This window comes from Streptacidiphilus sp. PB12-B1b, from assembly GCF_014084125.1.
Classification (GTDB): domain Bacteria; phylum Actinomycetota; class Actinomycetes; order Streptomycetales; family Streptomycetaceae; genus Streptacidiphilus.
On the sequence record NZ_CP048405.1, the window covers coordinates 1345077 to 1358454 of the forward strand.

Annotated in this window: 12 protein-coding genes and 1 tRNA gene; 7 read left to right on the top strand and 6 right to left on the bottom strand. The window is 73.0% G+C overall.

Annotated features, from left to right (window positions below; genetic code table 11):
• Positions 1-121 precede the first annotated feature (121 nt).
• On the bottom strand, positions 122-826 hold the full coding sequence (locus GXW83_RS06155; protein WP_182441876.1) for a hypothetical protein: 705 nt from the start codon (positions 824-826) through the stop codon (positions 122-124).
• A gap of 267 nt (positions 827-1093) precedes the next feature.
• On the opposite strand from GXW83_RS06155, the gene GXW83_RS06160 reads away from it, so the two are divergent.
• Positions 1094-2704, top strand: a complete 1611-nt coding sequence (locus tag GXW83_RS06160) for an acyl-CoA carboxylase subunit beta (RefSeq protein ID WP_182441877.1) — start codon at positions 1094-1096, stop codon at positions 2702-2704.
• Between the two features lie 36 nt (positions 2705-2740).
• On the top strand, positions 2741-2974 hold the full coding sequence (locus GXW83_RS06165; RefSeq protein WP_225446790.1) for an acyl-CoA carboxylase epsilon subunit: 234 nt from the start codon (positions 2741-2743) through the stop codon (positions 2972-2974).
• Positions 2975-3070: 96 nt separating this feature from the next.
• Here the strand turns inward: GXW83_RS06165 and GXW83_RS06170 are convergent, their stop codons facing one another.
• The 3 genes from GXW83_RS06170 to GXW83_RS06180 form a co-directional block, all read right to left on the bottom strand.
• Positions 3071-4336: a carbohydrate-binding protein gene (locus GXW83_RS06170; protein ID WP_370466573.1), complete on the bottom strand. Its 1266-nt coding sequence runs from the start codon at positions 4334-4336 to the stop codon at positions 3071-3073.
• Between the two features lie 165 nt (positions 4337-4501).
• Positions 4502-5383: a 1-aminocyclopropane-1-carboxylate deaminase/D-cysteine desulfhydrase gene (locus GXW83_RS06175; RefSeq protein WP_182441878.1), complete on the bottom strand. Its 882-nt coding sequence runs from the start codon at positions 5381-5383 to the stop codon at positions 4502-4504.
• Complete coding sequence (locus tag GXW83_RS06180; protein ID WP_225446791.1) at positions 5380-6420, bottom strand: LLM class flavin-dependent oxidoreductase; 1041 nt, start codon at positions 6418-6420, stop codon at positions 5380-5382. Before GXW83_RS06180 ends, GXW83_RS06175 begins: the two co-directional genes overlap by 4 nt.
• Before the next feature lie 194 nt (positions 6421-6614).
• Here GXW83_RS06180 and GXW83_RS06185 point away from each other — a divergent pair.
• A tRNA-Lys gene (locus GXW83_RS06185) sits at positions 6615-6688 on the top strand.
• 79 nt (positions 6689-6767) lie between these two features.
• On the opposite strand, the gene GXW83_RS34795 is transcribed toward GXW83_RS06185, so the two are convergent.
• Positions 6768-6902, bottom strand: coding sequence for a hypothetical protein (locus GXW83_RS34795; RefSeq protein WP_255431286.1), 135 nt, complete (start codon positions 6900-6902; stop codon positions 6768-6770).
• 143 nt (positions 6903-7045) lie between these two features.
• Between GXW83_RS34795 and GXW83_RS06190 the strand changes: the two genes are divergently transcribed.
• The gene (locus GXW83_RS06190; RefSeq protein WP_225446792.1) at positions 7046-7432 is read left to right on the top strand and encodes a methyltransferase type 11; all 387 of its coding nucleotides are present in this window, start codon (positions 7046-7048) and stop codon (positions 7430-7432) included.
• Positions 7433-7555: 123 nt separating this feature from the next.
• Positions 7556-8878, top strand: a complete 1323-nt coding sequence (gene serS / locus GXW83_RS06195; protein WP_182441881.1) for a serine--tRNA ligase — start codon at positions 7556-7558, stop codon at positions 8876-8878.
• 95 nt (positions 8879-8973) lie between these two features.
• On the opposite strand, the gene GXW83_RS06200 is transcribed toward serS, so the two are convergent.
• The gene (locus GXW83_RS06200; protein ID WP_182441882.1) at positions 8974-10350 is read right to left on the bottom strand and encodes a GH1 family beta-glucosidase; all 1377 of its coding nucleotides are present in this window, start codon (positions 10348-10350) and stop codon (positions 8974-8976) included.
• A 251-nt stretch (positions 10351-10601) separates the two neighbouring features.
• Here GXW83_RS06200 and GXW83_RS06205 point away from each other — a divergent pair, with 251 nt between their 5' ends.
• Both GXW83_RS06205 and GXW83_RS06210 read left to right on the top strand, forming a co-directional pair.
• The gene (locus GXW83_RS06205) at positions 10602-11873 is read left to right on the top strand and encodes an ROK family transcriptional regulator (protein ID WP_182441883.1); all 1272 of its coding nucleotides are present in this window, start codon (positions 10602-10604) and stop codon (positions 11871-11873) included.
• A gap of 143 nt (positions 11874-12016) precedes the next feature.
• A complete protein-coding gene (locus GXW83_RS06210) occupies positions 12017-13072 on the top strand; it encodes a GNAT family N-acetyltransferase (RefSeq protein ID WP_182441884.1) in 1056 nt (351 codons plus the stop codon).
• Positions 13073-13378 lie beyond the last annotated feature (306 nt).

Below are 13378 nucleotides of genomic sequence, written 5' to 3' on the forward strand. Positions count from 1 at the left end.
GGGCAGGCATGGGGGCACCCTGCCAACAACCGCCGCAGGGAGCCCCCGGGACACGGCGGCGGCCCCGGGTATTCGCCCGCCCGGAGGACACGCACCGGGCGGGGCGGGGGGCGCCGCCCGGTCAGCCGGTGCCGGAGCCGGCGGCGGCCGGGGCGACGATGGTGTGGATGCCCAGGTCGAAGTACATGACCCCGGAGACGGCCAGGCCGATGACGCTGAGCGCGAGCGCGGCCCAGGCGACGGCGCGGGCCCAGCCCGGCATCGGCCGGGCGGCCAGGAAGTAGCCGGCTATCAGCACGCCGAGGGCGACGACGAAGGCGGCGACGGCAAACACGCCGTTCAGCATGGCGACCTTGTGCCAGGGGGCGGCGTACTCGGCGGCGATCACCTGGGCGCTGGACTTGCCGTTGGAGGCGATGCTGCCGATCAGCTGCTGGCGCTCGTAGACCACGTTGCTGACCCAGGTGCCGGTGATCGACGCCAGGCCGAGGGCTCCGGCGGCGATGGCGAAGGCGCCGCCGACCACGCCCTTGGAGGTCTCGCCCTGGGTGAGCGCCTCCAGCTCCTCGTCGGTGAGGTCCTCGGGGTCCTTGTCCTCGGGGCTGAGCTGGTCGTGCGGGCGCGGCGACCAGGCCGGGACGAAGGGTGCGGCGGGCTTGAACCCCTCCTCGGTCTTGGTCAGTGCCGTGGTGGCGGTGCCGGTCGCGGCCGTGGCGGCGGCGATCGCGGCTGTGGGGTCGGCCACGGGCGCGGCGTCGTCGTCACCCGTCCGGGGGTCGACGGGATCGGCGGGGCTGGGGGAGCCGGAGGGGCTTGTGGTGGACATGCGCCGCACCCTAGTGGTGTTTTGTGAAAACCGGATGAACCTTGCCCGGATGGGGTTTGGCCGATCCGCGCAGCTCTGCGGCCCTGTGCCAGGTAGATGGGGCCGTGCTCCTGTTCAGCTTCGCCATGGAATCGCGTCAGGTGTTGTACGGAACCGACTGCCCGGATCCGGGGGTACGCCTCGTAGGGTCGAAGGGTGAGCTGGTTCGCTGTCCCAGCTGCGGTCCGGTTCGGGTCTGACCTGGGTAGACATGGAGTGCTGAAGAAGATGACCGATCTGCGTGAGGCACCCGAGGCAGTCGAGGCACCTGAGACGCCGGTGGCGACCACCGACAGCCGGGGGCGTACGGCCGAGCTGCACGCCATCCGCGAGTCTGCGCTGGCGGGGCCCAGTGAGCGGGCGACCGAGGCGCAGCACGCGAAGGGCAAGCTGACGGCGCGGGAGCGGATCGCGCTGCTGCTGGACGAGGGTTCGTTCAGCGAGGTGGAGCCGCTGCGCCGGCACCGGGCGACCGGCTTCGGCCTGGAGGACAAGAAGCCCTACACCGACGGTGTGATCACCGGTTGGGGTGCGGTGCACGGCCGGACGGTGTTCGTCTACGCCCACGACTTCCGCATCTTCGGCGGCGCGCTGGGCGAAGCGCACGCGCAGAAGATCCACAAGATCATGGACATGGCCATCTCGGCGGGCGCGCCGCTGGTGTCGCTGAACGACGGCGCCGGCGCCCGGATCCAGGAGGGCGTCACCGCGCTGGCCGGCTACGGCGGGATCTTCCAGCGCAACACCCGTGCCTCGGGGGTGATTCCGCAGATCAGCGTGATGCTCGGCCCGTGCGCCGGCGGCGCGGCGTACTCGCCGGCGCTGACGGACTTTGTCTTCATGGTCCGCGAGACCTCGCAGATGTTCATCACCGGCCCCGACGTGGTGCAGGCGGTGACCGGCGAGAAGATCTCGCAGAACGGCCTGGGCGGCGCGGACGTGCACTCCGAGGTGTCCGGGGTCTCCCACTTCGCCTACGACGACGAGCGGACCTGCCTGGAGGAGGTCCGGTTCCTGCTGTCGATGCTGCCGCAGAACAACCGCGAGACCGCCCCGGTGGAGCCCACCGAGGACCCGGCCGACCGCTCCTGCGACGCGCTGCTGGACCTCGTCCCGGCCGACGGCAACCGCCCGTACGACATGCGCAAGGTGATCGAGGAGATCGCCGACGACGGCCAGTACATGGAGATCCACGAGCGCTGGGCGACCAACGTGATCGTGGCGCTGACCCGCCTCGACGGGCAGGTGGTGGGGATCGTGGCCAACCAGCCGCAGTCCCTGGCCGGGGTGCTGGACATCCACGCCAGCGAGAAGGCCGCCCGCTTCGTGCAGATGTGCGACGCCTTCAACATCCCGCTGATCACCCTGCTGGACGTGCCCGGCTTCCTGCCCGGCGTGGACCAGGAGCACGGCGGCATCATCCGCCACGGCGCGAAGCTGCTGTACGCCTACTGCAACGCCACCGTGCCCAGGATCTCGCTGGTGCTGCGCAAGGCGTACGGCGGCGCGTACATCGTGATGGACTCCCGCAGCGTGGGCGCGGACCTGGCCTTCGCCTGGCCGACCAACGAGATCGCGGTCATGGGCGCCGAGGGCGCCGCCAACGTCATCTTCCGCCGCGAGATCGCCGCCGCCGACGACCCCGAGGCCAAGCGCGTCCAGATGGTCAAGCAGTACAAGGACGAGCTGATGCACCCCTACTACGCGGCTGAGCGCGGTCTGGTCGACGACGTCATCGACCCCGCCGCCACCCGCAACGTGCTGATCCGCTCGCTGCACATGCTCCGCACCAAGCACGCCGACCTGCCTGCCCGCAAGCACGGCAACCCGCCGCAGTAGCCCCTGCCCCACAGACCCGCAGCCCGAGGAGTAGTCGTGACCACCGCAGTGGCCCCCCCAGCGAAGACGTCCGCCGACCCCGTGGTCCGCGTCGTCAAGGGAAAGCTCGGCGACGAGGAACTCGCCGCGCTGACCGCCGTCCTGCTCGCCCGCGCCGCCGCCGACCAGGGCCGGGACGCCAAACTGAGCGCCGCCCGCAGCCAGGCCCGCTGGCAGCGGCCGGAGCGCCGCCCGGAGTTCTACCGCTCGCCGGTGAGCTGGCACAGCTGAGCAGCCGGCAGTCGGCAGCCGCCGGTAGTCGGCAGTACGCAGGGCGGGGCGGCAGCCGGGTGGGTGCCGCCCCGCCGTGTCATGCCCGGACCGGGGTCAGCAGGCGCCGTCGTCGGTCCACACGCCCGCCGGGCCGCCGGGGGCGTCGTTCTCGGTCCACCACTTGGCCGTCCACTGCTGGCCGTTGTAGCTGACCACGGCTCCGCCGGTGTAGGCGGTGGCCGAGTTCCAGGCGGCCGCGGTGCACGTGCCGCCGGTGGGGGAGGAGGTCGGGCCGCCGGTCGGCGACGCGGTGGGCGTCGGGGTCGGCGTCGGCGTCGGCGTGGGGCCGCTCACCGGCGGTGTGGCGCCCGCGAATTCGACGCTGTACTTGGTGAAGTCCCAGGGCTGCTGCGGCACGCTGCTGCATGTCCCGGACGTCTGGCCGTTGTTGTCGGGCGGGGTGCACTGCTGGTCCCGGTTGACCGACCAGTTGGTGTAGCGGGCCAGGCCGACGCTCTCGGCGAAGTTCAACACCGTCTGGAAGTCCGACTGGTAGAAGTACTCACCGCTGTCGGAGCGCCCGTTCATCATCGAGATGCCCTCGTGGGCGTACGCCTGCGCCGAGGTCCAGCCGAAGGTGTTCATCAGGATGGTGTTGAACGCCTGGAGCGCGGAGATCTGCGAGGCGGCGCCGTTGAAGCCGCCGTCGAAGGGCATGATCGAGAAGTTGTTGGGGGTGAAGCCGTCGGCCTTGGCCTGGTCGAGCATCTGGGTGCCGAACCAGCCGGTACCGGCGGTGGTGCCGGGAGTGGTCACCGAGACGTACAGCCCGGGGTTGTTCTGCTGCAGGATCTGCGCGGCGCCGATCTCGTTGGCCACGGCGGCGGTGTTCTCGTACTCCGGCTCCTCGAGGTCGAAGTCGATGGCGTGCAGCCCGTACTGGGTGATGACCTGCTGGTAGGCGGCGGCGGTCGCGGCCGGAGTACCGCAGACCTGGCCGAGCTTGGTGCCGTTGTAGCCGCCGATGGAGACCGAGACGTCACCGCCGGCCGCGCGGATCGCGGCGATGGTGGCGGCGACGGTGGTGTCGCCGGCGACCGGGTTGGTGCCGTCCCAGGTCGGCGTACAGCCACCGCTGTTGGGGGCCAGGATGAAGGCCAGCTGGAACGCCTTGATGCCGGTGGCGGCCATCACCGTGGTGGGGTTCGGCGGGTCGTTCTGCAACGGCATCAGGTAGGGAGCGGCGGCGTACCAGTTGCTGCTCAGGGCCGTGGTGGTGGCGGCCTGGGCACTGCTGTCGGCTGCGACCGCGACGCCGGCGGCGATCAGCCCGGCAGCGGTGAGCGCGGCCAGGACGCGTGGTGATCGGAAGCGGAACACTGCGGGACTCCTCGTGGGGGAGAGGAACACGGGTGCGGGTACGTCTGCCCACGATGATGGAGGTGTCCGACACACGTCAAGAGAATGGCCTAGACCTAGGACTAGACCAATTCTCTGTTGACGCCCGCTTAAGGCAGCCATCAGCCGGATTGCGCCCCGAGCCGGTCAGCCCGCGATCAGGAACGCCACCGTCGTCCCGGCCGCGAACGGCCCCGAGCCCAGCCCGGCCATCAGCCCGAACATGGCCTTGGCCTCGTAGCCGAGGTCCAGCGAGACCCCGTGCCGGGAGCGGAAGTCATCGGCGAAGGCGGTCAGTTCAGGCGTGGTCCGGCCGTAGCCGCCGAGGTGCCAGCCGTCCTCGATCCGCCAGTTGGACGTCGTCCGGCCGAAGGCGTCCCGTTGCAGCGCGGCCGTCTCCGCCGCCAGCGGGGCGTGCTTCAACGACGCGTAGCCGAGCGCCTGTTGACCTTCGGCCAGCCCGGCGGCCAACCCGGCGAGGGTGCCGCCGGTGCCCACCGAGCAGCACACCACCGATGCCCCCGAGGCGGCCAACTCCCGCCCCAGCGGCACGCATCCGCGTACCCCGGCCGGGTTGCTGCCGCCCTCGGGCACCACCAGCGCCGGGCCGTGTCGCTCAAGGAGCCTTCCCAGTACCGCTTCTGACTGCCGCTCACGCCAGCTCGCCCGGTCCAGAAAGTCCAACTCCATGCCCCAGGCCGCCGCCTGCGCCAGCGACGGGTTCAACGGCCGGTCGCGCAGCTCGTCGCCGCGGACCACGCCGACCGTCCGCAGAGCGGCGGCGCGCCCCGCCGCCGCGGTGGCCCGCAGATGGTTGGAGTACGCCCCGCCGAAGGTCAGCACGGCGGTGTGGCCACAGGCCCGGGCCTCGGCCAGATTGGGCAGCAGCTTGCGCCACTTGTTGCCGGGCACGGTCGGGTGCAGCAGGTCGTCCCGCTTCAGCAGCAGCCGCACCCCCGCCCGGCGCAGCCGCTCGTCCGCCAGCTCCTGCAACGGCGAACCCCGGGCGGCCCCGGGCGAAAGGCTCACCCGATCAGCCCGTAGGCCTGCGCCACCAGCTCGTACGAGTGCTGCCGCGCCTCGTGGCCGTGGATATTGCTGGTGATCATCAGCTCGTCCGCGCCGGTGCGCTTGCGCAGCTGTTCCAGGCCCTCCCGGACCTGCGGCACATCGCCGATGATCACGTTCGCCAGCCAGGAGTCCACGAATTCCCGCTCGACCTCGGAGTACGGGTGCGCCTCGGCCTCCTCCGGCGTCGGCACCAGGCCCGGATGGCCCCGCCGCAGCCGCAGCATGGCCAGCGCGCCCGACCCGGCCAGCCGCCGCGCCGCGGCCGGGGTGTCGGCGGCCACCGCACCCACCCCGATCAGCGCGTACGGCTCCGAGAGCACCTCCGAGGGGCGGAACGAATCCCGGTACAGATCCAGCGCCGGGACCGTGTTCGCGGCGCTGAAGTGGTGCGCGAAGGCGAACGGCAGGCCCATCCGCCCGGCCAGCTGCGCGCTGAAGCCGGACGAGCCCAGCAGCCAGATCGGCGGCCGGCCGGTGCCGGGGGCGCTCGCCTGCCCGGGCACCGCACGCAGCCGCTGGTACGGGTGCCCGGCCGGGAAGTCGTCGTCCAGGAAGTGGATCAGCTCGCCGAGCAGCCGGGGGAACTCCTCGGCGGTCTCGTCCAGCTGCCCGCGCCGCAGCGCCCGTGCGGTCGCCGGGTCCGTCCCCGGGGCCCGCCCCAGGCCCAGGTCGATCCGCCCGGGGTGCAGCGCGTGCAGCGTGCCGAACTGCTCGGCGACCACCAGCGGCGCGTGGTTCGGCAGCATCACCCCGCCCGAGCCGAGCCGGATGGTCCGGGTCGCGGCCGCCAGGTGCGCCAGCAGTACCGCCGGGGCGGAGCTGGCGACGCCCGGCATGCCGTGGTGCTCGGCCACCCAGAATCGGTGGAACCCCCAGCCCTCGGCCTTGCGCGCCAGCTCGGTCGTGGCGGCCAGCGCCTGGGTGGGGGTGTAGCCGTCGCCGACAGTGGCCAGGTCGAGTATCGACAGGGGGGTGGGTACCTCGGCGTGACTCACGGTGATCTGCTCCCGGACTGGCGTGCGCGCGGACACCACATGCCAACCCGCCCGCCCCCGAGTCTGTTCCCGCCGCCTGCCCCCGCCCCCGCACCTCCGGCCTCCCGGCCTCCCGGCCGTGGTCACGAGCACCTCACCAGGTCAGGTAGTATTTCTGCTGTGCCCAGGCGAAAAGCAACAAGGCCAGGCACGACGCGCCGCTAGCTCAGTTGGTTAGAGCAGCTGACTCTTAATCAGCGGGTCCGGGGTTCGAGTCCCTGGCGGCGCACAGCACCTAAGCAGTCCGATCAGGGCCTCCCCGCGTGAGTGGGGAGGCCCTGATCGTTTTCTCGCCGGCTCGTGGCTGGTCACCCCATGCCGCAGTCGTCCACCAGCCAGCGGCCGTGTTCGTGGACGAGTGTGTACCCCCAGGACATTTCCCCGTTGCTGAGTGACGGGTCACCGCTCCACCAGTTCTGCCGGTAGTCGAAGGTGACGGCCACATTCACGGTTTCCGTGCCGCGGGGGATGTCCGGCTCCGTGATCGCCGTGAGGGCTACCGGAGCGGAGGTCGTCAGGTGGGTGAGGCCTGCTGCGGGAGCTGGACGCGCTGCTGCCGCCCGCCGGGGCGGTGGTGCTGGCCTCGGTGGGCGCGCCGCACGACGACGTGGCGCCGCCGCCGTGGCTCGCGGTGGTCGCCGACGTCCGCGAGCGTTACCTGGGGCCGGTGCGACGGGCCGGTTCCGGGACGTACACCGAGCCCGCCGAGCGGCACGAGCCGGTGCTGGCCCGGTCCGCGTTCTGCCGGATGGAGGCGGTGCAGTGGGACCGGGTGCTGGAGCGCGACCTGGACCAGGTGGTCGGGCTGCAGTTCTCGTACAGCTTCAGCAGTCCGCTGCAACTCGGCTCCGCCAAGGACGCGTTCGAGGCCGAGCTGCGGGCCGCGCTGACCGCCGCCGTCCCCGACGGGCGCTACCGCGAGCTGGTCCGCACCGAGGCGGTCATCGCGACCCGGGGCGGCGCCGTCCGCTGAGGCGGCCGCGCGGGGCCGTCCCGCCGGGCCGCCCTGGCCGGGGCCGTCGCCGTAGGGGCCATCCTTGCTAACGTCTGACCACCGCAGGCCCACCGACAGTCCCGCCCGAGGAGAAGCCCTCTCATGCATGATGCACGCGCTCTGATCGACCTGGGCGACGAGGCCGTGCGCCGCCTGGCGCGTCGCGGCTACGCCCTGGATCTCGCCGCCCTGGAGAGCCTCCAGTCCCGCCGCAACCAGAGCATCCGCATCGCCGATGAGCTGCGCTCCGAGGCCAAGCGGGTCGCGGCCGAGGTGCAGCAGGCCGCCCGGGCCGGTGCGGACGTCTCCGGGCTGAAGGAGACCGCGCGCAAGCTCAAGGAGCAGATCCGCGAGACCGAGGCCGAGCACGAGCAGGTCCAGCAGGAGCTGACGCAGCTGCTGCTGACGATCCCGAACCTGCCCTCGGACGACGCGCCGGACGGCGACTCGGAGGAGTTCGCGGTCGAGCAGCGCCGGGTGGGCACGCCGCCGGAGTTCTCCTTCACCCCCAAGGACCACGTGGACCTGGGCGAGTCCATGGGCATCCTGGACTTCGGCCGGGCCACCAAGCTCTCCGGCCCCCGCTTCAGCGTGCTGCGCGGGGTCGGTGCGGCCCTGGAGCGCGCGCTGGCCGGGCTGTTCCTGGACCTGCACACCCGGCAGCACGGCTACACCGAGCACTCGGTGCCGTTCCTGGTCACCCGCTCCACCATGACCGGCACCGGCCAGCTGCCGAAGTTCGAGGAGGACCTGTTCGCCACCGGCGTCGCCGAGCGCGAGCTGTTCCTGATCCCCACCGCCGAGGTGCCGCTGACCAACCTGTACGCGGACGAGATCATCGCCCCGGCCGAGCTGCCGATCGCGCTGACCGCGCACACCCCCTGCTTCCGCTCGGAGGCGGGCTCGTACGGCCGGGACACCCGCGGGCTGATCCGCCAGCACCAGTTCTCCAAGGTCGAGATGGTGCGGATCTGCGCGCCGCAGGACGCCCGGGCCGAGATGGAGCGGATGACCGGCCACGCCGAGGCGTGCCTGCGCGAGCTGGACCTGGCGTACCGGGTGGTCACCCTGGCGGCGGGGGACACCGGCTTCTCCTCGCAGCTCACCTATGACATCGAGGTGTGGCTGCCGAGCCAGTCCACCTACCGCGAGATCTCCTCGGTGTCCGACTTCGGCACCTTCCAGGGGCGGCGCGCGGGCATCCGCACCCGGGACGAGAACGGCAAGCCGGTCCCGGCCGCCACCGTCAACGGCTCCGGGCTGCCGATCGGCCGCACCCTGGCCGCCGTGCTGGAGCAGCACCAGCAGCCGGACGGCTCGGTGCTGCTGCCCGAGTCGCTCGTCCGCTACCTGGGCTTCCGCCGGATCAACCCGGACGGCACCCCGGCGCCGGAGCGGCCCGAGCAGCCCGAGCAGCCGAAGTAGCCGGAGCAGCCCGAGCCGTTGGGCGCCGACGGGTGCGCTCCGGTAGTCAGGACCGGTGCGCACCCGTCGACGGGTCGGTGCAGCGGCCGCCGCCGTCAGGCGGACAGCCGGGCCTGTCGGCGGGCGGCCTCGCGGTGGGCGTGGATGATCTCCGCATAGCGCCGCCCGCTGGCCTTCACCGTCCGCCGCTGGGTCGGGTAGTCGACGTGGACCAGGCCGAAGCGCTTGTCGTAGCCGTACGCCCACTCGAAGTTGTCCAGCAGTGACCAGGCGTAGTAGCCGGTCAGCGGCGCGCCCGCGGCGGTGGCCCGGGCGCAGGCGGCCAGGTGCTGCTCCAGGTAGGCGGTGCGCCCGGGGTCGGTGACCGAGCCGTCGGCGGCGACGGTGTCGTGGTAGGCCGCGCCGTTCTCGGTCACCATCAGCTCGCGCACGCCGTACTCGCGGGTGAGCCGCAGCAGCAGCTCCTCCAGCCCGGCGGCGTGGACCTCCCAGCCCATGGCGGTGTGCTCCGGGTTGGGCCCGGGCAGCTGGCGGAAGTACGGGGCCGGGCCGGTCGGGTCGGCGGCGATGATCTGCCGGAAGTAGTAGTTGACGCCCATCCAGTCCAGCGGCTGCGCGATGGTCGCCAGATCGCCGCCGCGGTCCGGCAGTTCGACCCGGTAGACGTCCAGCATGTCCTGCGGGTAGCCGCGGCCCAGGACCGGGTCGAGCCACCAGCGGTTGATGTGGCCGTCGGCGCGGACGGTCGCGGCCAGGTCGGCCGGGTCGGTGGAGCCGGGCTCGCAGGTGCTGAGGTTGTTGACGATGCCGAGGCGCACCGGCCCGGGCGAGGCGGCGCGCACGGCCTGGGCGGCGAGCCCGTGGCCGAGGTGGAGGTGGAAGGAGGCGCGGACGGCGGTCGTCAGATCGCGTACGCCGGGCGCCATCCTGCCCTCCAGGTGGCCGATCCAGGCGCTGCACAGCGGCTCGTTGAGGGTGCACCAGTCGGTGACCCGGTCGCCGAGCGCGGCGGCGGCCGCGCCCGCGTACTCGGCGAACGCCTCGGCGGTGGCGCGCTCGGACCAGCCGCCCCGGTCCTGCAGCACCTGCGGCAGGTCCCAGTGGTAGAGGGTGGCGTTGGGGCGGATGCCCGCCTCCAGCAGCGCGTCCACCAGCCGGTCGTAGAAGGCGAGCCCGGCCGGGTTGACCGGGCCGGTGCCGCCGGGGACGATCCTCGGCCAGGCCAGTGAGAAGCGGTAGGAGTCCACGCCGAGGCCGCGCATCAGGGCGACGTCCTCGGGCCAGCGGCGGTAGTGGTCGCAGGCCGCGTCGCCGTCGTCGCCGTTGTCGATCGCGCCGGGAACCCGGCAGAAGGTGTCCCAGATGCTGGGCGATCTGCCGTCCTCGGCGGTGGCTCCCTCGATCTGGTAGGCGGAGGTGGCCACACCCCAGAGGAAGCCGGGGCCGAAGGCGTCGGTGTCGGGCGCGGGCATGGGTCTCCTCGGATCGGCCGGTGCGGTTCGGGGGGCGCTGCGCGGGAACGGCGGCGGCCTGCACTGCCCGATTGACCCCCGGTTTTGTCACGACTTATTTCGAGGTGTGATTTAACGTCTGGAATACTGGGTTCGTCAAGGGGGCCGACGGCGGCGCCGCTCCCGGCGGGCCCCGGCTCGGGTGCGCTCGGCGTGTCCGCGACGATAGGGTTCAGCGCGGTTCCGAGCCGCTCATGACAGGAAGGCGGCCCATGGCAGACCAGGCCGGAAGGAACGTCCGGGACCTACGGCGGTCGAACCGGTCCCTGTTGCTGCGCCACCTCTACTTCCACGACCAGGTCAGTCGGCAGGACCTGAGCCGGGCCACCGGGCTGAGCACCGCCTCGGTCAGCAATGTGGTGGCCGAGATGATCGAGGCCGGGATCGTGGTCGAGGCCGGGGCGGTCGAGTCCGAGGGCGGTCGGCCGCGCATCCTGCTGGAGGTCGACGCCTCCCGCTTCCAGGTGATCGGCGTGGACGTCGGCGAGACCCACGTCCGGGTGGAGCGCTTCGACCTGGCCCTGAACGAACTGGCCCGGGCCGACATCCCGATGAGCGCGGGCCACTACGAGCCGGAGGTGGTCGTCACCGCCATCGCCACCGGCATCGAGGCCGTCGGCTACGTCCAGCAGGCGGACGGCGGTGCGGGCGCCGGCCCGGGGGTGCTCGGCGTCGGCATCGGCGTGCCCGGCATCGTCCAGGGGCTGCCCGAGTCCCTCGTCCACTGCCAGACCATCGGCTGGGACGGCGTGCCGCTGGAGGCCATGCTGCGCAAGGCCACCGACCTGCCGCTGTTCATCGACAACGGCGCCACCACCATGGGCCAGGCCGAGATGTGGTTCGGCGCCGGGCGCGAGGCCGCCGACACCGTGTTCCTGCTGATCGGCTCGGGCGTCGGCGCGTCCGTGCTGGCCGGGGGCGCGCCCTACCGGGGCTCCAGCACCAGCGCCGGGGAGTGGGGCCATGTCACCGCCGTGATCGGCGGACGCCGCTGCCGCTGCGGCGCCCGGGGCTGCCTGGAGGCGTACATCGGCGCCGAGTCGGTCATCGCCCGCTACCGCGAGGCCGTGGGCGAGGCCCCCGAGGACGTCGCCGACGAGGAGTCCGAGCTGCGCCGCATCCTGCGCGCCGCCGACCAGGAGCAGTCGACGCCCGAGGCCCGCGCCGCCCGCGCGGTGCTGGACGACACCGCGCTCCACATCGGCGTCGGCATCGGCAACCTGGTCAACCTCTTCAATCCGGAGCGGGTGATCATCGGCGGCTGGGCCGGGCTGCTGCTGGCCGGTCGGCTGCTGCCGCGGATCACGGACGTCGCCCGCGAGCACGCCCTGCACTACCCGTTCTCGCGCACCGCCGTCGAGCTGGGCCGGCTCGGCCCGGACGCGGTCGCGCGCGGCGCGGCCACCCTGCCGGTCGCCCGCTTCCTCAACTCCGGCGGTGCCCCGGCCCGCCCGGCCGCACTGACGGTACGCCAGCGCCCCTGAGCGGGTCGGCGGCCGCCGGGCCGGGCGGCCGGGTGAGTTGTTTCACACGGGGGGCCACCTGTTCGCGGAGCAGGTGATCGCGCATGCTGTGGGGATGTCGGCGCCCGGCCGGACCGGTGCGCCCTGATCGCGGAGGTTGTCGCGTGACCCGCAAGCGGATCCAGGACGAGGGCATCACGGTCGTGCGGCTGGGCGAGGGCCCCGGGCTGCGCGAGGACGAGATCGACGGCTGGTTCCGGATCGAGGCCGCCTGCGCCGTCGCCGACGACCCCGGTGACCCGGACGCTCCCGCCCGGCCGGAGCCGGGCGGCGGCCGCAACCGGGTGGCGGCGGTGCTGCGCGCCGTGACCGGCGGCGAGCAACTGCTGCGCTGGCTCGCCCGGGACGCCGAGGGCGAGCCGGTCGGCACGGCCGTGCTGCGGCTGGTCGACGCCGAGGGGCTGCGGGATTCGGCCCGGTTCCAGCTGTCCGTGCACCCGGACCGGCGCCGCGAGGGCGTCGGCGGGCTGCTGCTGGAGGCGGTCCGGGAGCAGGCGCGGGCGTCCGGCCGGAGCAGCCTGGTGGCGACCGTCGTGGCCGGGACGCCGGCGGAGGGGCTGCTGGTGTCCCGGGGCTTCGCCGCCGGGCAGGGCTACCGTCGGCTGCGGCTGGACGTGGCCGGCTGCGACCAGGACGAGCTGCGGGCCGTGGTCCGGGCCGCCAGCGAGGGCTATCACCTGGCCCGCTGGCAGGGCGTGGTCCCCGCCGACCTGTCGGCGGCGTACGCCCGGGCCCGCAACGCCATGGGCGACACCGCGGACGAGTTGGACGAGGTGCGCGCCCCGTGGGACGAGGAGCGGGTGCGCAGGCTGGCCGAACGGCACGCGGCGCGCGGCGACGCGCTGCTGACGGTGGCCGCGCTCTGCGAGGACGAGCAGGGGCACGAGGCGGTGGCCGGGTTCAGCGAGATCGTGCTCCGGGACGGGGCCGGTCCGGTGGCCCGGCAGTCCGACACCGCGGTGGACCGGGCGCACCGGGGCCGGGGCCTGGGGCTGTGGGTGAAGGCGTCCATGCTGCAGTGGCTGCTCGGCGCGCACCCGGAGGTGGCGGTGGTGGAGACGCTGTGCGCGGAGACCAACGAGCACATGATCGCCATCAATGAGCGGCTGGGCTTCCGGACGGTGGGTCAGGAGCGCGCCTTCCGGCTGGCGCTGGACTGAGCAGCGGGCCACGGCGGGCAGCCACCGCGGGCGGTCACGGCGGGCGGTCACGGCGGGCGGTCACGGTGGGTCGGCGCGCGGCCCGGGGGCGGACGCCGGTACGCACGGCGCGCGCGCCCTCGCACAGGTGGTCGTCCCGCCCCCGGCTCCGTCCCCGCAAGGGTGAATCGTTCCGCTAACAGTGGCTCCCGTCCGAGCACCCCACCTATGATCGCTACCGTGCGTAGTGACTGAGCGGAGCACAGGACAGGAGAGCTGTGCCAGGCCCGAACGGAGCCCCGAGCGGCGAGGACAGCAGCACCGGCC